Origin of the sequence: Streptomyces roseifaciens (assembly GCF_001445655.1) — a bacterium.
Classification (GTDB): Bacteria; Actinomycetota; Actinomycetes; order Streptomycetales; family Streptomycetaceae; genus Streptomyces; species Streptomyces aureoversilis.
Window position 1 is genome coordinate 115,058 of sequence record NZ_LNBE01000002.1, and the last position, 19,948, is coordinate 135,005.

Genomic DNA, 19,948 nt, shown 5'->3' on the forward strand with positions numbered 1-19,948 from the left:
CCTCGGCGCCTTCGCCTACGTGCGGCCGCGTTCCTTGTGGTCCGCCAGGACCATGGCCGCGCCCTTCTCGCCGATCATCATGCTCGTGGCGTTGGTGTTGCCCGAGATCATGGCGGGCATGACGGACGCATCGATGACCCGCAGGCCGTGCACGCCGTGCACGCGCAGCCGCTCGTCCACCACCGCGAGTGGGTCGTCACCCATCCGGCAGGTGCCGATGGGGTGGTACGAGGTGTCGCCGTGCTGTCGGGCGTACGCCAGCAGTTCGTCGTCGGTGTGCACGTCGCTGCCGGGCATCAGCTCGAACGAACGGTAGTCCTCCAGGCTCGGCGCGCCGACGATCCTCCGGCCGATGCGCATGCCCTCGATCAGCGTGGCGCAGTCACGCTCGGAGTCCAGGAAGCGCGGTCGGATGGACGGCGCGGTCATCGGATTGCGGGAACGGATGTGGACGGAGCCCTTGGACTCCGGCCGCAGTGGGTACACCCCGAGCGTCATGCCGGGCCTGGTGTCTAGACGCCTGCTCGCTCCGCCGCCGTAGCTCGCCGGGGCGAAGTGGAACTGCAGGTCGGGACGCGTCAGTTCCGGCACCGAGCGGACGAAGCCGTACCCCAGCGCGATGGGCAGGCTCAGCAGCCCCCGGCGCTCGCGCGCGTACTTGCCGACCTCGCGGGCCAGGGCGAGACCGCGGGAGCGCTCGTTGAAGGTGATCGGCTGCCGCACCCGCCATCGGAGCCGGGACGCGAAGTGGTCACGGAAGTTCTCGCCCACACCTGGCAGGTGGTGCACCACCGGCACCCCCACGTCGCCCAGGACCTCCGCCGAGCCGATTCCGGAGAGCTCGAGGAGCTGCGGGGATTGGACGGTCCCGGCGCTGACGATCACCTCGTGGCCGCAGCGGACTGTCCGCTCGGTGTCGCCGTGCCGGAAGCTGACGCCGGTGCACCGGGTGCCCTCGAAGCGCAGCCGGGTGACATGCGCCTCGGTGACCACGGTGAGGTTCGGGCGATTCCTGGCCTCCTTGAGGTAGCCGCCGAGCGCCGAGGAGCGCCGTCCGCCCTCGTGGTTGACCTGGTAGTAGCCGAAGCCCTCCTGGTCCCCGGAGTTGTAATCCGCGTTCTGCGAGTAGCCGGCCTTCACAGCCGCGTCGAGGAACGCGTCCGTCAGCTCGTCCCGATCGCGCGGCACCCCGACCGAGATCGGTCCGGCGTGGCCACGGCTGTCGCCCGCGAACCCGGCGGCGCGCTCCATGCTGCGGAAGTACGGCAGGACGCCCTCCCACGACCAGCCGGGGTTGCCCAGCCGCTCCCAGTCGTCGTAGTCCTCCCGCTGGCCGCGCACGAAGATCATGCCGTTGATCGCGTTGGACCCGCCCAGGAGCCGGCCCCGGGGGATGCTCACGCTGCGGCCGTCGATCGTGGGGTCAGCATCGGTCTCGAAGCACCAGTCGTACTTCGGGTTGCCCATCAGCACGGTCTCGGCGGCGGGGATGGTCAGCAGCGGGCTGCGCCGCTCGGCGCCCGACTCCAGCAGCAGCACCCTGATCGAGGGGTCCTCGGTGAGCCGTCCGGCCAGGACGCAGCCCGCGGCGCCCGCGCCGACGACGACGTAGTCGTAGCGGGTCATGAGCGCCCACCCGAGATCGTCGTGCGGTGCATCAGCCGACGGTGCTTGACGTGGTCGTAGGAGGTGGCCCGGTGCATCGCGCTGCGGTTGTCCCACAGCACGATGTCGCCGGCCTGCCACTGGTGGCGGTAGGTGAACCGGGGCTGAATCGAGAACTCCTGGAGGAAGGTGATCAGGGGTGCGCTCTCGTCCTCGGACATGCCCTCGATGCGCCACGGCACGTTGCCGCCCGCGTACAGCACCTTGCGGCCGCTCTCCTCGTGGACGCGCACCAACGGGTGGGTGACGTCGGGCCACTCGGCGCGCTCCCGCGCGGTGGGCGCGGGGCGGTCGGGGTAGTTGTACGGCCGGGACCGGACCCGGCTGATGACCACCTTCAGGTCCTCGATGCGCTCCTTGACCGACGGGGGCAGGGCGTCGTACGCGGCGTACATGTTGCCGTACCAGGTGTCGCCGCCCTCCGGCGGGACCTCGCGGGCATACAACATGGAGCCGACCGGAGGGTCCGTGAGATAGGCGCCGTCGCTGTGCCACACGCGCCCGCTGTAGGCGGACCCGATCGGCTTCCCGTCACGGGTGATGTTGGACAGGATCAGGATCTCGGGGTGCTCGTCGTGGTTGAACTGCGAGCGCGTGTAGGCGTAGACCTCACCGAAGCGGCGGGTGAACGCGATGTGCTGCGCGGGCGTCATCTCCTGCCCGCGGAACAGCAGGATCGTGGTGTCGATCCAGGCTTGGTGGATCCGGTCGAATTCGCGGTCGGAGATCGGACCGGAGACATCGATGCCACGGACTTCCGTGCCGATGCCATCGGTTATGGGGACCAGTTCAAGCATAAAAGGAGACTCCCTGGGGATTCTGTCGTGACATCAGGCGGCTCCCCGTCAGGGGAGGGACACCTGGTACTCGTCCATCCAGTTGCGCATTTCGACGAGCTGGATCAGCAAGGCGGCCTGGTTGGATCCGCCGGGCAGCTCGCCGCGCACCGCGTTGGCGCGAATCCGCTCGATCAGCCCGCTCAGCCCCTCGCCGTCGAACATCCCGGTCAGCGGGGATTCCTTGTCGCCGACGATCCACGCGGCCTCGCGGATCAGGGCCTGGTCGTACACCGGGTTCTGCACGTGCGGATAGGCGCTCTTCTTGCGGTTGACCGTGCTTGGCGGCAGAGCGTCGGCCATGGCAGCCTTCAGCAGGCCCTTCACGCCGCCCTGGGACTTGAGCGCCCAGGGGACGTTCCAGACGTACTCGACGAGCCGGTGGTCGCAGAACGGGACGCGCACGTCCAGCCCGTGCGCCATGCTCATCCGCTCTTTGCGGTCGAGGATCACCGACAGCGGCCCGGACAGCCCGAGGAAGAAGACCTCCCGCATCCGGGCCTCCTCGGCGCTCTCCCCGGGCAGGCGCGGCACGCGCGACAACAGCTCGCCGTAGCGGGCGCGTTCGCCCTCGGCCGCGTCGTCCGCGGCCAGGAGCTCGGGGTTGAGGAAGCGGGAGAGCTTGGGGCCGTCGCCCAGCCAGGGAAAGCCGTCGCGCCCCACGACCTCCGGCTTGAAGAAGTACGGGTACCCACCGAAGATCTCATCGGCGGCCTCTCCCGTCAGCGCGACCGTCGAACCGCGCCTGATCTGCTGGAAGATGAGGTACATCGACGCGTCGAACTGGCCCCAGCCCGGCAGGTCGCGGGCGCGCCGTGTGGCGGGGATGACATCCAGGACGTCCTGGAGCGTGGCTGTGAGCGTGGTGTGCCGGGTGCCGATGAACTCGGCGGCCGCGGCGGCGTACGGAGCATCGACGTCGGGACGCAGCTCCGTGGCGACGAAGTGCGCCGGGTCGCTCTCGAACCGTACGCAGTACGAGTCCAGCTCGCGGTCCGGGTTCTCCTCGCGCAGCGCCCGCAGCGCGAGGGCGGCGACGGAGGTCGAGTCGACGCCGCCGGAGAGCATCGCACCCAGTGGCACGTCCGTGACGAGCTGCCGGTGCACCGCGTCGTCGAGCAGCTCGGCCACACGCCGCGCCGTCACGTCGAAGGTGTCGTGGTGCGGCCGGCTGACCAGCTCCCAGTAACGGCGGTGCGATGTGCCGGACTCCGTGAAGGTGACGACGTGGGCGGGCGGGACCTCGTACAGGTCCTTGAACGGGGTCTCTCCCGGCAGGCTCAGCCTCGGCTGCAGGACGATGGGCAGCGCGGAGAGCTCCAGGCGCGCCTCGAAGCGGGGGTTGGCGATGACACCCTTGGGTTCGGAGGCGAAGAGGACGCCGCCCGGGTACGCGTAGTAGTAGAGGGGCTTGATGCCCATCCGGTCGCGGGCCAGGTGCAGCCGGCGGTCCCTGCCGTCCCAGACGGCGAGGCCGAAGGTGCCGTCGACCTGCTCCACGAACTCCGGCCCCCACAGCAGGAACGCCCAGAGCAGGACCTCGGCGGTGGAGCGGTTCCTGAGGCGGCCGCCGGCCGCCTCGACGGCCCGCCGCAACTCGTCCCTGTTGAAGACCTCGCCGGCGTGCGCGACATACACGACGCCCCGGTCCGTCTCGGCCCGTGCGGGCCGGACGTCGTCCGGCGACCCCGAGGTGGCCAGTCCCCGGTGCCCGATGCCGGCCTGCGCGGACAGCCAGACGTCTCGGGTGTCCGGGCCACGGTGCCGCAGCGCCTCCGTCATCGAGTTCAGCACGTCGCCCTGGTCGCTCAGATCACGCCGGAAGTCGATCCAGCCCACCACGCCGCTCAATCAATTCACCCCTTGGGAATTCGAGGAATCCGCCGCCCGGAGCGTTCGGTACGCGAAGATTCCGGGAAGCGGTACATTTGGTTTGCGGAGGATTCCTTTGCGAGGAATTCGGTTCACGAAGAGAAAGCTGCGCCCGAAATCACAGCGCATGGGGCCCACCCTGCGTAGTAAACGCCGCGCTCAGCAGATTTCACATGTCGACGGTTTCCGCATGGCAGCTGGAACAACCGTGCCAGACCAGGCCGTCGAATGGGTTCGGCCTATCGGCGCACAAGCTGCATGGCAACTTGATGCAGGACAGAAGTAGGGCCACAAATCGGGCACGACTCCCCCGTGTGCGGGGCTGTTTCGCTCACCAGCGCGCGCGGGGCGGCTCCGGACGCACAGGGGCGTTCCTCGGCCCGCGCGCGGGGCCCTGCCCCGGTGGACGGGACTCGGCGCGCGGGGTAGGCGCGGGCACGACGTAGTCCAGTTCGAGCGGCTCGTCGCCGCACCCCGCCAGGAGCCGCAGCAGGGGGCCGGCCATGGCCGTCGTGAGGACCGCCATGACGACGAAGAGCGAGTAGAGCCGCTCGTCCAGCAGTCCCGCCTCCAGGCCGATGCCCAGGGCGATGAGCTCGGTCAGCCCCCGGGTGTTCATCAGGCAGGCCAGCACCGCGGAGCCCCGGGGCGACAGCCCCTGGGATCTGGCGGCGAGCCAGGTGCCCGCGAACTTGCCGGCGATCGCCACGAAGAGGATCGCCGCCAGCTGCACCAGTCCGTCGGCGCCGATGCCGGAGAGGTTCACCTTCAGGCCCGCGACGACGAAGTACACGGGCAGCAGGAGCTCGGTCGTGTACTGGGTGCCCTGCAGCAGGTCCTCCCGTACGGAGGTCTCCTTCAGGCGCGGCACGACGAGCCCGAACAGGAACGCCCCCATCACAAAGTGCAGGCCCATCCACTGGGTCGCCGCGGCCGAGACCAGGGCACCGGCCAGGACGAGGGCGAGGCCGCCCGCGGACCGGGGCCCCGTGGCGCTCTCCCCGGACAGGAACCGCTTCAGCAGCGGCCGTACGACCAGGAACAGCACCGCCGCGTACGGTACGACCAGCAGCACCTTCCAGTGGTGCCCGCCGCTCGCGCCGACCAGGGCCTGGACGCCGGCGAGCGCCGTCCACGCCGCGAGGTCGCAGACCGCCGCCGTAGACAGGGCCACGGTGCCCAGCCAGGTGCCGCTCATGCCCCGGTCGGACAGGATCCGGGCCAGGACCGGGAAGGCGGTCACCGACACCGCGACCCCGATGAACAGCACGAAGGCGGTGTGGTCGGCAGGCTCGTACGTACACAGCAAGTACGCCGCGAGCCCCAGCCCGAGGACGAAGGGCACGAGGGTGGACCCGGCGACGACCGCCCCGGCCATCCGGCCCGAGCCCCGCAGCCGCCCGAAGTCGAGCTCCAGGCCCACGACGAACATGAACAGCACCAGGCCCAGGTTGGCCAGGGTGCCGAGGTAGGGCCGCACCTCCACCGGCAGCAGCGCATCGGAGAGCGCGCCGCCGAAGAAGGTGGGGCCGAGCGCCACGCCGATCAAGATCTCGCCGATGACCTGCGGCTGCCCGAGCGCCCGGGCCAACCGGCCCGCAGCCTTCGCCAGTGCGATGATCAGAGCGAGGTCGACGAGCAGGAGAGTGATCTGTCCTTCCGTCACGCCCGCTCCCCCGCCGCGGCCCGCAGCCGGGGCAGCAGCTCCTCCTCGGCCTCCTTGAGCCCGAGGCAGGCCGCCGCCGTCCGGCCGGCGTCCAGGGAGCCGGTGACCTTGCCGAGCAGCAACTGGTTCCGTACGTCGGTGCTCTGGCGCACGATCGACGTGAGGAGCTCCTCGGCGCGGGCGTCGTCCAGCGCGCGGCGCACGTACTCGAGGAGTCCGGCGCGCGATCCCTGGTAGAGGGAGAAGGCATCGTGCAGCAGGAAGACGACCCGCTCCGGCGCGATCCAGGGGCAGGCGATGAGCTCCCCGACCCCGGAGAACAAGGTGAGGCCGTCCTCGTACCGGTCGAGCTGCCCGGCGAAGGTCCGGCGCGCGGCCGCCGCGGCCTGTGACGCGTCGAATTCCTTGGCGGTGAAGTAGCGAACTCGGCGCAGCTCACTGTTGTCGAAGCCGGCCGCGATCACTTCCTCGGGGTAGGCGTACGCGCACAGCAGGCTCGCCGGGTTGTCGTCGACGAGCGACCACCGGGCGGTGTCCTCGTCATACCCTTTGAGCACGATGGTGTGCATCAAGTGCTGGTTGGTGTACTCGGGGCAGTGCGGCCAGTAGAACACGTCCCCCACCAGGATCGCGTACCCCTCCTGGGCCACCACATCCAGCAACAGCCCGCGCGCCTCGGCGTAGGTGCCGAAGGCGGACTCCTCCGCGACGATCCCGATGTTCGCCAGGTCATCGCGGTGGAGAAGCCCGCTCTCGAAGGAGTACTTGGGCCGCTGCTCCCTGACGATCTGCCGCAGGATCTCGTCGGTGCTGACCATGCACCGGTGGAGCAGTTGGTACGCCAGCGGCTCGCGCTCGGCGAGCATCACGAGTGACTGGCGCTGAGAACAATTCAGGAACAGCCGGCTGTACAGCTCTCTGTCGTACGGATAGGTCACGTCCATCGGTTGTGGTCCCCCTCGGGGCTCGAGCTAGAGCAGCCGCGTCATGAACGCGCTGTTGGGGTCTTCCTTGTAGTCCGCGAAGGGTGCGCAGTACTCGAAGTCGAACTTCTCGTACAGGGCGCGGGCGGGGGCGAAGAACTCTGTCGCCCCCGTCTCGAGGCTGAGCCGGGTGTACCCCATGCGCCGGGCCTCGGAGACGACGTGGGCCAGCAGGCGCGAGGCCACCCCGCCGCGCTTGCGCGCGGGGGCGGTCCGCATCGACTTGATCTCCCCGTGCGTGGCATCGATCCGCTTGATGGCGCCGCAGCCCAGCAGCATCCCGCCGTCCCTGGCCGCCCAGAAGGTCACCTCCGGCCCGCGCAGACCGTCGAGGTCGAGCGCGTGCTTGCTCTCCAGCGGCGTGACGGCCCTCATGTCCTGGACGTGCTCCTCCAGGAAAGCGGCGATCTCCGGCCCGGAGAGGTCGTCGACGGAAATCTGCACAGGTGTCCCCTTTCTCAAGGTTCCTCGGATATTGTTCAGCTGTGCTGACTCAGATTCCCTCAAACAGCCCGCAGGCGAAAAATCCGGGTGCCGAGGAAACGGCCAGATAGGTCTCCCCAGGACGGATCCCAGTGTCGCCGTGGTGGTCGACGAGGTTGATCATCCAGTCGGAGTTCCCGCAGTGACCGTACGCGGCAAGCGTCCTGGCGAAGTGCAGGCGGTCCCGCTGCAGCCCCGCAATCGTGCTGTTGAACAGCGTGATCGGCGTGTAGAGGTTGGTGGGGAACACCTTGGTGACGTCCGCGAGCCGACGGCCGCTGTCCGCGGCGGCCTTGGCGAACGCGGACTGCGCGGCCTTCTGCCGCGAGACGAACGATTCGCGGCCCAGGAGCCCCTCGTGGTCGGCACGCACCGCCGAGGCGAGCAGCCGCACCAGCCCCTGGCCGCCCCGGGTGATCAGGCAGCTGGCCACCGCGTCGCTGAACAGGGCGAAGGAGCGCACGCGGTCGCTGTCGTCCGGGGTTAAGTCCAGTGAGACGAGGACGACGTTGCGCACGTCCGGATCGCGCAGCAGCAGTTCGCACCCCTGGCGCAGGGCCGTCAGGGAGCTGCAGCACTGCTGGAAGGAGAGCATCATCGGGACGCAGTCGACCAGCCCCAGCGCATCGAGGACGCGGGTGGTGAAGTCGCTGCCGAGCGAGGCCAGTCGGCCGTCGCTGGTGGTGAAGAGGAGGTGGTCGACGTCCTCGGGGGAGACGGAGCCATCGGCCAGCGTCCGCCGCACCGCCTCGATCACGTACTCCTCGACCGGAGCCGTCATCGTCCGGAAGGTCTCGCAGCCCATGGAGGAAAAATCGGCGCCGGAGGACCTCTCGCGCCAGAGCGCTTCGAAGTCCGCTATGTCGTAGGGCTTGCGCTGCTGCTCTCCCCAGACGCACGCGAACGAGCCGATGCCGATGCCGGAGTGGTCAGTGGTCACCGTGCCTCGCCTCCGCCGCACCGGGGCCCGGTGGCGATCACGGCCTCCGAGCCCGGGGAGCACATCACGGCGGGCGTCACACCGACGCCTGCGCGAGGCCGGTCTCGTCTATCTCACGCAGCACGGACGCGATGCCGTCGATGTCGTGGAGCAGGGACACCCATTCGGGCTTGAGCTGCACGCTGTCGTTCTTGTGCTCCTTGATGTAGTTCAGCAGGAGCAGGATGATGTTCAGCGAGCTGATGCCCAGTTCGTCGCGCGTCTTCGCTTTGATGACGTCCTCGTAGGCCAGCCGCTCGGTCATGGGCTGCGTCTGGAGGTATTCCGCGAACTTCTTCCGGTACTCGTCAGTGCTCATCGGCGTCGGCCTTCTCGAAGGGGTGCCCGTTCAGGTTCTTGTCGTGAAGCCGGTTGTGGCCGTACTTGTCCTCGCCGGAGACCAGGACGCTGCCGTGGTAGTCGAGGCTGATGGTGTCGCCGAACTCGCTGAGGCTGTCGACGTCCTCGTACACCTTCACCGACGGCGAGACGTAGCGCGAGGCGAAACCCAGGCGAGTGGTGTCGCTGACGTTGGGCAGGGAGCCGTGGATGCACTTGGCCAGAAAGATCACGAACTGGCCGGGCTTCATCTCCATCTCGACGACCCGCTCGTCGCTGGGGTCCCAGTCCTGGTCGAGCTTGAGTTCCGCGTAGTCGTATCCGAAGAAGTCGTGGGACTTGCTCTCCACATTGCGCGTCAGCGGCTTGCTCTCGTCGTAGTACCACCTCTTGTGGCTGCCGGGGATGTAACGCAGACAGCCGTTCTCCCGGCCCGCGGGGGAGAACGCGGTCCACACGGTCAGCTCCTGCGTCACACCCTCCGTCTCCTGGGTGTACTTGAGAGAGGGAGTCGCCGAGGTGGTGGTCTCGCCGACCACAAAGGTCTCCACCTGGTGCCAGCCGGTTCCGGCCTCACCAGGCGCCTTCTTGAAGATGTTCGTCTTCCAGCACAGGACGTCGTCACCGATGAGGCTGCGGAGCTTGTGGACGATCTCCGGCCGGCTGATGTGGTCGGACAGTGTGTTGCAGTCCAGGTGCCGGTCGTAGTTGATGACCGTCGAGTTGTGGGGCTTGTTCGCGGAGGTGACCATCTCGATCATGGCCTGGTTCCACAGCAGCGGAGCCTCTTCCTCGGAGTAGAGGTCGAACGGTCCCACGAAACCGTTCTCCTTGAAGAACTCGATCTGTTCCTCGGTCAGTCCGAGGAATTCCGTCTCCGTCTTACGTTCCGTCACCTTCATACCTTTCTGTGGTTGCCGGCCGTCAAAGCGCGGCAGCGGCCTCTGCGGACTTCAGCTTGTTCTTGCCGAGCAGCCGCGCCGCGTTCTTGTAGAAAAATAGGTCCCGGTCCGCGTCGGTCATCGACCCGGGGAATGCGCCTTCCTTTTCGAGCTTCTCGACCAGGCTCCTCTGACGGCCCTGGAGCCGGAACACCGGCCAGTCCGTGCCGAAGAGGATCTTGTGGTTGATCCCGCGCCGGAAGAGTGTGTTCAGTGCCGCGGCGCCGAATGCCTCGTAACCGCTGACGTCCACGTAAATGTTCGGCCGGTTGTTGCACAGCATGGCGACCTCGTCCGGGTAGTGGACGCTGCCGTGCGCGAGCACGAAGTCGATGCCGGGAAAGTCCCTGGCCGCCCTGTCGACGTAGATGGGCTGCGCGATCTCGAAGTCGAGCACGGGCGACGTCGCCCCGATGTGCGAGAGGACGGGCAGCGAGTACTGCGCGCAGATCTCGTAGTACGGGTAGAGCATGTCGTCCGAGAGCCGGTACCCGCACGGCGGGTACAGCTTCATTCCGTCGAAGCGGTAGTCGACGATCGCCTTCTCGAAAAGCGCCAGGCCGTCCGCGCCCCACCGGGGATCGACGCCCACAAAGACCCGGAAACGGCCGGGGTGGCGCTCCACGACCTTCTTGTGATGCTCGACGAGCTCTTCGATGGTGTGCGTGCTGTCCTTGAGCGCATAGGTGAAATCGGGCAGCAGAAGGACGGACTCCGTGATGCCGGCCTCGTCCATCTGTCCGACCAACTCGTCGCAGAGCGGGTCCGTCAGCGTGCTGGCGTGCATCCTCGCGACCTTTTCCCGGGTCACAGGCAGCCCGCGGCTCTCCAGGGCAACCGTCATGTTGTCGACGACACCGCCCTGGAAGGATTGCGGGAAGCACATGCCCGAGGCGATGTGACTGTGGAAATCGATGACCTTCGGAACGTCGGACACAGAAAGGCCCCTCAACTCTGCCGTACGACCTTGATGATGTCCGCGACGGATTCGGCGCGGACGAACTCCTCGACACGACCGAAGGCATCGATACCGGTCTTCTCCCCCAGGACGAAGACGATGCTCACGAGCGTGAGCGAATCGACACCCAAATCGCCCCGGAGGCTCATTTCCGGTGACACTCCTTTCTTAGCCGCCTTCTGCGCGATGGCGCTCGCGATGATCCGGCAGATCTCGTCGTCGCTCACATGACCTTTGTTCATCGTCCCGCCCGGGTGCTCTCGCCGAATATCCTGCGCGTGACCGCGCCCCTGTCGACCTTGAAGTTCCTCGTCAGCAGACCGCTTTCCACCGTCAGTTCGGACGCGGGCCTGAAAACGACGTCCGAGATCCTGCGGGCGGCCTCCTGCTGTTTGTTCGACTCGCTGACGTACGCCTCGACCTCGGCCGTGCGCTCGGGCGACTGCCAGTCGTCGAGCCAGACGACACAGGTCAGCAGCCCGTCCCCGTCGGGTGACAGGACCATCGCCCGCCCGGCGCGGCAGCCCTTCTCCACGGCGAGTTCGAGCTCCTCGGGGTTGATCTTGACCCCGCTGCGCGTGATGATCACGTTCTTCTTCCGGCCAACCAGGCGCAGGAACCCCGCCTCGTCGAACCGGCCCAGGTCACCGGTCGTCACCCGTCCTCCGGGCAGGAAGACCGCATCCTGGGTCTCCGTCCCCTCGAAGACGTAGCCGAGGCACTGCGGACGGTCCGTGCGCACCACGACCTCGCCGTCGTCGGCGACCTCGACCTCGATCCCGTCGACCGGCCGGCCCGCACTGCCCACCTTGCTGCGCCCCGGCAGGTTGAGGGCGATCCAGCCGATCTCGGTGCTCCCGTACACCTCGTGGAGGGGGGCGCCGAACAACTGGAACAGCCGGACCGTGCGCGGCGGCACCGGTGCGGATCCGGTGAGCATCAGCCGCACCCGGGAGCCGTACATGCCCATCCACTTCCTGCCCAGGCGCCTCCGCAGACACCGGCCGGCCCGGCCCGGTGCCACGGCGTCGAGCGCGGTGGCCAGCAACACCGGCAGCCTTCCCTTCAAGCCGGCGGAGTCGACCCGGTTGCAGGCGACCTCGAAGAACGAAGGAGGGCCGAGAATGATGGTCGGCTCGAAGTCCTTGAGTTTCTGGAACATCCGCTCCGGTGCCACGACCGTCGCGTCGAGTCCGTACCGGACGGCCAGGTACATCAGGTAGCGCTGCTGGAAGTTGGAGAACGGCATGACGATCAGGAGGTTGTCACGCCCGTCCACCTGCCATGCCTCGCCGGATGTCCGGATGGTGTTCTCGACGCCCTTCTTGGACATCATCAGGCCCTTCTTGCTGCCCGAAGTGCCCGAGGAGAAGACGATGGAGAAGACGTCGTCCGGCAAGGCCGGCGGCGGACAGCCGCCGTCCGCGTGCGGTCCGTTGCCGGCTTCCGTCCCGCTCCGGGGCCGCGTTTTCTTCTCGAGCCTCAGCGGCCGGTGCTCCAACCGCGCGATGCCCTGCGGCAGGCCGGATTCACCTGCCAACACCTGGGTCACCAGGACGGCCGAGAGCCCGTACTTCCCGGCCAGTTCGTCCACCGTCGCCGCGTCCGTCCGGCGCTCCAGCGGCAGCGCCACGGAGACGCACTCCAGCCCCAGCAGAGCAAGGTCGGCGACAACCCACTCGTATGAGTTCGGCCCGGCGAGTCCCACGAGGTCCCCGGCCCCGATACCGCAGTCGCGCAGCTCGGACATGAGCCGTACGACATCATCGTGGACTTCCGGGAACGTTTTGGTGACCGTTCTCCCGTCGATGGCGAAGAATTGAATCCGGCGATCCGCATGCTTGGCCAGGTTCTTGTAAAGTTCGTTGATCGGCAACAGTAATCCTCGGTTCGTTCACAGGAATCCAGGAACTGAAAACGACGAGCGAACGCAGGCTCACCCCCAGCCGGTATCGCTTTGGGCTGCCGGCATCGTCGCCGTGGCCTCGGGCCGAGGCTCGGCCGCGGCAACGCGCCCTCCCACCACCATGACCAAGAAAACCGTGAACCCGACGCTGGAGAACTCGCCGAATCGCTTCACTTTCCCCGCTCCCCGCACTGTTCCTGGTGCAACTTCCACGACGCCAGAACTCCGCGTCATTGCGAAGACGGTGCGGAGCTCTGCCATGACAGTGCCAGGAACGGGGGCGAGAATGCGTCGGCGCGGCTGAGCATCATGCTGCATGGCAGCTTGATGCCCGAGGGAAGAAGAGGGCAAAAGGATCATTTTTTGCTCACTCTCCCTGCGATGCAAGCAGGTACCCGGCCTGGAAACGGCTCTCGGCGTTGAGCGCCGCCATGAGCTCGGCGACGTGGCGCCGGCAGGTGCGGACCGACATGCCCAGGCGCCGTGCGACGGCCTCGTCGGTCAGTCCCGTGGTGAGCAGCCGGACAATGATTTCCTTCAGAGCGTCCGCGATCTCGGGCTGCGCGTCGCTGTCGACGACGAAGGGCTCGGCCGTCAGCCACAGCCGCTCGTACGCCTCGACCATGAATGCTACGACGTAGGGGTCCCGGACGAGCGCGGCACCGTTCGGGTTGCCGGGTACGGCGAACATCGCGCACTCCCGGTCGAAGATCAGGAACCGCATGAACCGGTCGTCCAGCGTGCGCACTTCGGCGCCGAGACGAGCCACCTGCTCGACGTAGGAGTGGGTGCCGCGGCTCGACCGCGCGGTGTGCTGGTAGAGGATGCGCATCTCCACGCCCCTGCGGAGCGTCTCGTAGTCGCGCGGCGCCGCTTCCACGAGCACGTCCTCCCGGCGCCCGCCGCCGGGCTGAGCGGTGAGGATCTCCGAACTGCAGCTCGCCGACAGCTCGGCGATGGCGGTGCGAACCTCCACGAGACTCTCGATGAGCTCGACCTGCCGGCGCTGCCTGTCGGCGCTGTGGCTCGTCTCGAAGAGCGGTGCGAACGACAAGAGCCTCCGCCGCGCCTCCTCGGCCTGTGCGCGCCGGGTGCGTATCTCGAACTCCAGCGGACCGAGCACCCGGCTGACCGCTTCCTCCGGCGACACCGCCACGATGCCGCGCCCTGGCCGGTTCCGCAGAAGACCCATGTCGGTCAGCTCGGCGAAAGCCGCCTGGGTGTCCAGGACGGAGAGGTCGAGCCGTGCGGCCGCGCCCTCGACGTCGACGACGTCATCGAGTGGAAGGGTGAGCGCATAGCCGTACACCCCCTGCAGCACCTCGTCGCTGATCAAAGTCTGCACAATGCGGGACTTGGTCTTCATGAGCAACTTTCTCGTTCCATGGCAGCTATTGATCCGAAACTCTTCGGGTTCCTTCACGCGAGCCCCTGACTTGCAGTGATGCGGCAACGGGCCCGGAAGAGCAAGAGTTTTGGATCAATAAGACGCCTTTTGGCTTCTCAAACCTGTCGCCGCTGCCACGGCGCGACAACCCCGTAGTTCGGCGGGGTGCCCCACACTGACCGGGAGTGTCGCATCGTGCGGGAACACGATTGAGTAGGGTCGGGGACTGGCGCGGTGACTTCTTCCGCTCCTCGGCCGCCGAGCCCGTCGCCCACCAGCGCCGCCGGGCCAATGACCTCACCCCTCCTGCTCCTCGCCGGGCAGTGGGTGAAGATCACCGACTGGTGGTTCCTGGCAGCCCACGGCCCCCTCGCCGCCGTGATCACCGCCGTCGCCGTGGCGGTCCACTTCCGGCACCTGCAGGGGCGCCAAGGAGACGACGCTGGTGGTCCGCCGCACCGGGAATCGGTTCTCCGTGAACGCGATGGCCGCGATCAAAACCCGCGGCCGGATGCACTTCATGGTCTTCACCGAGTCGTTCGACGCGAAGGTCATGTGCCGCTTCCTCACCCTGCTCGTCGGGCACTTCGACCGGAAGGCCACCTGATGGCCGACCGGCACTCGACCCACCGCTCGAAGACTGTCCGGGCCTGGCTCGCCGACCACCAGGACGAGATCGAGCTGCACTTCCTGCCCTCGTACTCACCCGAGCTCAACCCGGACGAACTGGTCAACGCCGACCTCAAACGCAGCCTGCCCCACCCACCGGGCCAGGAACCAAGACCAACCCGCCGCCGAAACCCGCCGCTTCTTCCGCAGACGCCAACACCAGCCACACGTCGTCACCGGTTACTTCAAAGTCCCACACGTCCGCTACATCCACGACGAATGAACCCAATGAGTTCTGATCAATAAGCAGTGTCTGACGGCTCTTGCCCCGGTTGGTGGGTCTGCTGCCGTTCCGGGGAGGAGCATCATGGTGCGGCGACATGAGCTGACCAACGCTCAGTGGGCTGGCGCGACCCGCCCGAACGCTACGGGCACGCTGCCGGAGCACGACGCCGCGCGCCGTCCGACCACCCGCAAAAAGGGGCGGCGTCCGCGAGGAGGCGGAGGGCCGTGCGTCCCTGGGACGCTCCCGGGGGCCTGCCGAGTAGCCGGGGGGATCTCACCTCCCGGCTCTCACAGATCCGTGCGTAACAGTCTCCCGTTACAGGACTCTTGTCGTTCTGTTCGTCAGGTTACGGCTGCAACGGTGCAGCGCCGATGCGCGAAGCGGGGGTACCGTCGGGCGATCTCCTGCATCTTCGCGATGGCTTTCCGTTCAGCCGCAGGCCACTTGTACTTCTGCCGTAAGCCTCTCAGCCCGCCTACTCACAGACGATGGTGGCCCCAACCGTGATTCCATTCCTTGCCTGGGCCGGGCCGGCCATCACGCCCACACCGGCAAGGACTGCGGCTGCCACGAATGCGGATTTGATCTTGTTCATGCCCACGACGGTACGGCGCGTCGCTCACGCAACGCTGACGTTTCGCTGTCGTCCCAGAAGCCGGAGTTCCCCGCTGAGCGATCGCGACCATCGCTTCACACTTCTCGCGCCGTCATTGTCCTTCCATCGCCGCCCATGCCGTTCGCACAAGGACTCCCTGTTGTGCCCCAAGCCGCCCGTCCGACGTACGTTCCTGCCAACATCCTCACGCCCGAACGACGGAAGACCGGAGGCTACGGGCACTACGCAGAGCGACTGCCTTCGTGCCCACGGAGCTGACATCGTGGCCGGTTGACGGGGTGCCGCGGCTTGCCGGGGTGTGCTCGTACGGGCTGGCCGGGACGAATGCCTATGTCATCGTCGAGGAGCCGCCCATAGCGCGGCGTCCAGCCGTCCATGCCCGGCTTCGGATGGGACGCGAGGCGCGGGTGTTCTTGGTGTCGACCTTCTCTCCGAAGGCGGCGGGGAGGCTGGCGGACTGGCTCGACGCTCACCCGTCAGTGCCGCCGGAGGACTACCCGTAGTTCGTTGATTCCGGTGGTGGGGTGGGTTGACGGCAGGTCGGGTTGGTCGTAGTCCGGTAGGAGGAGTGAACTGTCCTGCTGGGGGCGAAGATGACCGCTCGCCGTCCGTGGCCGCCCGCGCCGGGGCCGTTGGAGGAGTACGCGGCCCGGTTCGACGACCTCTTCTTCACGTGTCTGGCCGGGGCGGAGCCGATGGCCGGGGCTGGCGGCCCGCCGGTGCAGCGGCTGCAGTTCTTCCTGTCCGAGTCCCCCTGGGAGGCCGGGCTGGTCAACGACCGGCGGCTTGAGCTGCTGCGCGAGCAGCCGGAGACCACTGCGCACGACGGCGGGGTCATCGTGATCGATGATTCCGGGGACCGCAAGGGCGGCACGGCGACCGCGCACGTGGGCCGGCAGTGGCTGGGCCGGTACGGCAAGGCCGACAACGGCGTCGTCACGGTAACCACGGTGTGGACCGACGGGCGTATCTACTACCCGCTGCACACACAGCCGTACACCCCCGCCCACCACTTCGACCGCGGCCGGGCCGATCCCGCCTTCCGCACGAAACCACAGATCTCCGCCGCTCTCGCCACCCAGGGCAAGGAAGCGGGCTTCGCCTGCCGGGCCGTGGTGGCCGACTGCGCCTACTCCACGAGCGACGACTGGTACCTCGCCCTGCGCGACGCCGGGTTGCCCTATGTCGTCGCACTCAAGCCGCACCGCGGCTCCTGGGCCCGCGCCGATGAGCCGCACACTCCGGTCGACGCCGCCCGTGCCCTGGCCGGCACCGGCCCCGACCACCCGGGCGACTGGATGCCGGTCGAGCGCCACTTCCGCGACGGGCACACCGAGACCTGGTGGACCGCCGACGCCCGCCTGGGCGGCTACGGCCCGAACAGCCCCTGCCGCCTGGTCGTGGCCACCACCGACCCGGGCAGACTGCCGGAGCACACCACCTGGTACCTGACCACCAACCTGCCCCACCCCGACGCACCCCACGCCACCACCTCCCCGCACCCGCCAGCCGACCTTGCGGAGATCGTCCACCTCTACGGGCTGCGGCCCTGGATCGAGCAGAGCTATAAACAGATCAAGGACGAACTCGGCTGGGCCGACTTCCAGGTCCGCTCCGCCCGCGCCATCAAACGCCACCAGACCCTGGTCAACTGCGCGTTCACCTTCTGCCGGGACCAGTGGTTCGCCCCACCCGGGCCACTGGACGCCACCGCACCGGACCCCTGCCCCGACAACGGACCAGAGAGGGGGACCCACCACACCCCACCAGCCCCAGCCACCCTGCTGGCCCAGAGCCTTTCGCGCCGTCCGCGCCTGGCTCACCCTCGCCACCACCCTCCACCGCTGGTGGCAAGCCTGGACCGACAAAGACCCACCCACCGAACTCCAGGCCCTGCTCGACGCGGTCGCCTCCGGCGGGAGTGTCTAATCAACGGCGGATCCGATGATCAAGGAGACGCCTGATGAGCGAGACCATTGTCGAGAACGAAACCGTCGAGGAGTCGGTTATCGAGTCGGCCGCGGAGGCAGTGTCGGACGAGCAGTTGATCGCGATGCTGGTCGACCGTGCCCGCACGGACGGGCTGCAGTTAACCGGGAAGGGCGGGCTGCTCCAGCAGCTCACGAAGCGCGTGCTGGAGTCCGCCCTGGAGGGCGAGATCACGGACCACGTCGGCTATGAGAAGCACGAGGCGTCGGGCCGGAACAGCGGCAACAGCCGCAATGGCACCCGGGCCAAGACCGTGCTGACCGATGTCGGTCCCGTCGAGGTCAGGGTGCTCCGGGACACGGCCGGCACGTTCGAGCCGCAGATCGTCAAGAAGCGCCAGCGACGCCTTACCGGTGTCGACGAAATGGTGCTGTCGTTGTCCGCGAAGGGGCTCACCCACGGGGAGATATCCGCGCATCTGGCCGAGGTCTACGGGGCGGAGGTCTCCAAGCAGACCATCACCACGATCACGGACAAGGTGATGGAAGGCATGGCCGAGTGGCAGTCCCGTCCGCTCGACCGCGTCTACCCCGTCATCTTCGTGGACGCCATCAACGTGAAGATCCGCGACGGCCACGTCGCCAACCGTCCCATCTACCTCGCCATGGCCGTGACCGTCGAAGGCACCCGCGACATCCTCGGGATCTGGGCGGGTGACGGCGGCGAGGGCGCCAAGCACTGGCTGCAGGTGTTCACCGAGCTCCGCAACCGCGGCGTCGAGGACGTCCTCATGCTCGTCTGTGACGGGCTCAAGGGCCTGCCGGACGCGGTCGAGGCCGTCTGGCCCCGCACGGTAGTGCAAACCTGCATCGTTCATCTCATTCGCAACAGCATCCGTTACGTCGCCCGGCAGGACTGGGACAAGGTCGCGCGTGACCTCAAGCCCGTCTACACCGCGCCGAGCGAGGCCGCGGCCACCGAGCGGTTCCTGGAGTTCTCCGAGAAGTGGGGCACCAAGTATCCGGCCGTGGTCAAGCTGTGGTCCGACGCCTGGGCTGAGATGGTGCCCTTCCTGTCGTTCGACGTGGAGATCCGCAAGGTGATCTGCTCGACGAACGCGATCGAGAGCGTGAACGCCCGCATCCGCAAAGCCGTCCGGTCCCGCGGGCACTTCCCGAGTGAGGCCGCCGCATTGAAGTGCGTCTATATGGCCCTGATGAGCCTCGACCCCACCGGCAAGGGCCGGCGCCGCTGGATCATGCGCTGGAAGGCGCCCCTGAACGCTTTCCAGATCGCCTTCGAAGGCCGCCTCACCCCCGCCACCGGCCACTGAACCTCAACAACCAAGATCAGCCGTTGATTGGACAGACCCCCATGTGGGCTAGTCCATTCTTGACCCATGGAGGTTGAGTAGATCGGCCAGTGCGTGCGTCTCGCGCTGACAATCCGTGCCGAAGCACTACTGACATGAGTGACGAAATCCGCTGTCATCTGGGTGAAGACCATCAGTGTCGCCATGTTCGAGCGGCTCTCTTTGGTGTCACTTCCAAGATCGAGCCAGGTCTTCCAGTCCCTTGTGGCCTACGTTCGGGGCGCTCATGGCCAGCCAGCCGTGGCCGCGTATCTCGGTGTCGGCGTCCACCGGGCTCGGGTGCACGGACAGGTGCTCGCACGCTGTCATGGCGTCGGCTGTGCCCTCGTTGGAGTCGGCCTCGTCGAATTCCGGGTCGAAATCCTCGTCGTCGACAGCCAGCGTCTCCCATGGCAGGGGCTCGCCCACCCACTCGGGGTTGCTCTCCCGGGCGTACCGGCGCCGGATGCGACCCGCTTCGGCGACCACCCAGATATCCGCTCCGCCCGCGATGTCCTCGAAGAACATCTGCGCTTGGCCGCACCGGGCGCTCAGCCGCTCCACGGCGCCCATCATGTCGTCCCAGTCCCAGCCGATGACACTGTCGAGGTTTCCGAATATCAGACGCCAGCCGTCGATTTCAGGCGTGACGAAGACGGGGTCGGCGTCCGGCCGGGCCGGCAGGTCAGCCACGTCGAGTCCCTCGCGGAAGGTGACCGGGACCCGGTCGTGGAGGTCCAGCGCCGCGAACAAGCCCTCGTAGTTCTCACCCAGTACCACGTACCACCAACTGGTCGGAAGGTAGAACGGCGGCTTCTCGCCCACGCCCTTGAGCAAGGCGCGGCGCGCCAGCAGCTTCCTGTCCCGCTGTCCCAGCCGGTCGGTGAATCCGGCCTCCAACAAGGCACCCAGTCGGTTCTCGCACATGATCGAGAAGCTTACGGTGCACTGTGAAGCGGCGGTTCCCAGGGCTTTCGCGGATTCGGTGGAGGAGCTCGCGGACAGTCGGCTTCCGGCGCCAGGGGGCGAGGACGGAGTCGAACTCGCGAACGTAGTCCAGGGCCGGGGACTACCGGACGCAGACGCGCTACGTCTCACCCCTCGCGGTGCTGGACGGCGAGGTCCTCACCGGGCGGCAGGAG

General features: G+C 67.6%; 17 protein-coding genes and 1 pseudogene. 4 read left to right on the forward strand and 14 right to left on the reverse strand.

Annotated elements, in window-relative coordinates; all coding sequences use genetic code 11:
* Window positions 1-15: 15 nt before the first annotated feature.
* From AS857_RS02340 to AS857_RS02400, 13 genes are all read right to left on the reverse strand, one after another.
* The gene (locus tag AS857_RS02340) at window positions 16-1,626 is read right to left on the reverse strand and encodes a GMC family oxidoreductase (protein ID WP_058041414.1); all 1,611 of its coding nucleotides are present in this window, start codon (window positions 1,624-1,626) and stop codon (window positions 16-18) included.
* Entirely contained in the window at window positions 1,623-2,462 is an 840-nt protein-coding gene (locus tag AS857_RS02345; RefSeq protein ID WP_058041415.1) for a TauD/TfdA dioxygenase family protein, read from the reverse strand. Before AS857_RS02345 ends, AS857_RS02340 begins: the two co-directional genes overlap by 4 nt.
* A gap of 48 nt (window positions 2,463-2,510) precedes the next feature.
* On the reverse strand, window positions 2,511-4,343 hold the full coding sequence (asnB, locus tag AS857_RS02350) for an asparagine synthase (glutamine-hydrolyzing) (protein WP_245699607.1): 1,833 nt from the start codon (window positions 4,341-4,343) through the stop codon (window positions 2,511-2,513).
* 361 nt (window positions 4,344-4,704) lie between these two features.
* The gene (locus AS857_RS02355; RefSeq protein ID WP_058041417.1) at window positions 4,705-6,039 is read right to left on the reverse strand and encodes a cation:proton antiporter; all 1,335 of its coding nucleotides are present in this window, start codon (window positions 6,037-6,039) and stop codon (window positions 4,705-4,707) included.
* Complete coding sequence (locus AS857_RS02360; RefSeq protein WP_058041418.1) at window positions 6,036-6,983, reverse strand: hypothetical protein; 948 nt, start codon at window positions 6,981-6,983, stop codon at window positions 6,036-6,038. The genes AS857_RS02355 and AS857_RS02360 overlap by 4 nt, the downstream gene beginning before the upstream one ends.
* Window positions 6,984-7,010: 27 nt before the next feature.
* Window positions 7,011-7,466 carry a GNAT family N-acetyltransferase gene (locus AS857_RS02365; protein ID WP_058041419.1) on the reverse strand — a complete coding sequence of 152 codons (456 nt, stop codon included), beginning with the start codon at window positions 7,464-7,466 and terminating at the stop codon, window positions 7,011-7,013.
* Between the two features lie 49 nt (window positions 7,467-7,515).
* Window positions 7,516-8,445 (reverse strand): beta-ketoacyl-[acyl-carrier-protein] synthase family protein, encoded by a 930-nt coding sequence (locus AS857_RS02370; protein WP_058041420.1) that lies wholly within the window; start codon window positions 8,443-8,445, stop codon window positions 7,516-7,518.
* 76 nt (window positions 8,446-8,521) lie between these two features.
* Window positions 8,522-8,803 carry a hypothetical protein gene (locus AS857_RS02375; RefSeq protein ID WP_058041421.1) on the reverse strand — a complete coding sequence of 94 codons (282 nt, stop codon included), beginning with the start codon at window positions 8,801-8,803 and terminating at the stop codon, window positions 8,522-8,524.
* Window positions 8,793-9,719: a chlorinating enzyme gene (locus AS857_RS02380; protein ID WP_160330172.1), complete on the reverse strand. Its 927-nt coding sequence runs from the start codon at window positions 9,717-9,719 to the stop codon at window positions 8,793-8,795. Before AS857_RS02380 ends, AS857_RS02375 begins: the two co-directional genes overlap by 11 nt.
* A gap of 28 nt (window positions 9,720-9,747) precedes the next feature.
* Window positions 9,748-10,701, reverse strand: coding sequence for an amidohydrolase family protein (locus tag AS857_RS02385; protein ID WP_058041423.1), 954 nt, complete (start codon window positions 10,699-10,701; stop codon window positions 9,748-9,750).
* Window positions 10,702-10,712: 11 nt separating this feature from the next.
* The gene (locus AS857_RS02390) at window positions 10,713-10,949 is read right to left on the reverse strand and encodes an acyl carrier protein (protein WP_058041424.1); all 237 of its coding nucleotides are present in this window, start codon (window positions 10,947-10,949) and stop codon (window positions 10,713-10,715) included.
* 11 nt (window positions 10,950-10,960) lie between these two features.
* Entirely contained in the window at window positions 10,961-12,598 is a 1,638-nt protein-coding gene (locus AS857_RS02395; RefSeq protein ID WP_058041425.1) for an AMP-binding protein, read from the reverse strand.
* 397 nt (window positions 12,599-12,995) lie between these two features.
* The gene (locus AS857_RS02400; protein WP_079110005.1) at window positions 12,996-13,994 is read right to left on the reverse strand and encodes a LuxR C-terminal-related transcriptional regulator; all 999 of its coding nucleotides are present in this window, start codon (window positions 13,992-13,994) and stop codon (window positions 12,996-12,998) included.
* Window positions 13,995-14,460: 466 nt separating this feature from the next.
* Here AS857_RS02400 and AS857_RS40910 point away from each other — a divergent pair, with 466 nt between their 5' ends.
* The 4 genes and pseudogenes from AS857_RS40910 (at window position 14,461) to AS857_RS02420 (ending at window position 18,788) form a co-directional block, all read left to right on the forward strand.
* On the forward strand, window positions 14,461-14,622 hold the full coding sequence (locus tag AS857_RS40910) for a hypothetical protein (RefSeq protein ID WP_245699554.1): 162 nt from the start codon (window positions 14,461-14,463) through the stop codon (window positions 14,620-14,622).
* A 20-nt stretch (window positions 14,623-14,642) separates the two neighbouring features.
* Window positions 14,643-14,907 (forward strand): annotated as a pseudogene (locus AS857_RS42225) (transposase); the annotation flags it as partial.
* Between the two features lie 1,212 nt (window positions 14,908-16,119).
* On the forward strand, window positions 16,120-17,490 hold the full coding sequence (locus tag AS857_RS40920) for an IS701 family transposase (protein WP_058041427.1): 1,371 nt from the start codon (window positions 16,120-16,122) through the stop codon (window positions 17,488-17,490).
* The gene (locus tag AS857_RS02420; RefSeq protein ID WP_058041428.1) at window positions 17,490-18,788 is read left to right on the forward strand and encodes an IS256 family transposase; all 1,299 of its coding nucleotides are present in this window, start codon (window positions 17,490-17,492) and stop codon (window positions 18,786-18,788) included. Before AS857_RS40920 ends, AS857_RS02420 begins: the two co-directional genes overlap by 1 nt.
* Before the next feature lie 207 nt (window positions 18,789-18,995).
* Here AS857_RS02420 and AS857_RS02425 read toward each other — a convergent pair whose 3' ends face one another.
* Window positions 18,996-19,733: a hypothetical protein gene (locus AS857_RS02425; RefSeq protein WP_144440699.1), complete on the reverse strand. Its 738-nt coding sequence runs from the start codon at window positions 19,731-19,733 to the stop codon at window positions 18,996-18,998.
* Window positions 19,734-19,948 lie beyond the last annotated feature (215 nt).

What these genes read in the sequence shown, in the direction of transcription:
- AS857_RS02340 (WP_058041414.1), bottom strand. Translation starts at nt 1,626, where the DNA reads ATGACCCGCTACGACTACGTCGTCGTCGGCGCGGGCGCCGCGGGCTGC.
- AS857_RS02345 (WP_058041415.1), bottom strand. Translation starts at nt 2,462, where the DNA reads ATGCTTGAACTGGTCCCCATAACCGATGGCATCGGCACGGAAGTCCGT.
- AS857_RS02360 (WP_058041418.1), bottom strand. Translation starts at nt 6,983, where the DNA reads ATGGACGTGACCTATCCGTACGACAGAGAGCTGTACAGCCGGCTGTTC.
- AS857_RS02375 (WP_058041421.1), bottom strand. Translation starts at nt 8,803, where the DNA reads ATGAGCACTGACGAGTACCGGAAGAAGTTCGCGGAATACCTCCAGACG.
- AS857_RS02400 (WP_079110005.1), bottom strand. Translation starts at nt 13,994, where the DNA reads ATGAAGACCAAGTCCCGCATTGTGCAGACTTTGATCAGCGACGAGGTG.
- AS857_RS40920 (WP_058041427.1), top strand. Translation starts at nt 16,120, where the DNA reads ATGACCGCTCGCCGTCCGTGGCCGCCCGCGCCGGGGCCGTTGGAGGAG.
- AS857_RS02420 (WP_058041428.1), top strand. Translation starts at nt 17,490, where the DNA reads ATGAGCGAGACCATTGTCGAGAACGAAACCGTCGAGGAGTCGGTTATC.
- AS857_RS02425 (WP_144440699.1), bottom strand. Translation starts at nt 19,733, where the DNA reads ATGTGCGAGAACCGACTGGGTGCCTTGTTGGAGGCCGGATTCACCGAC.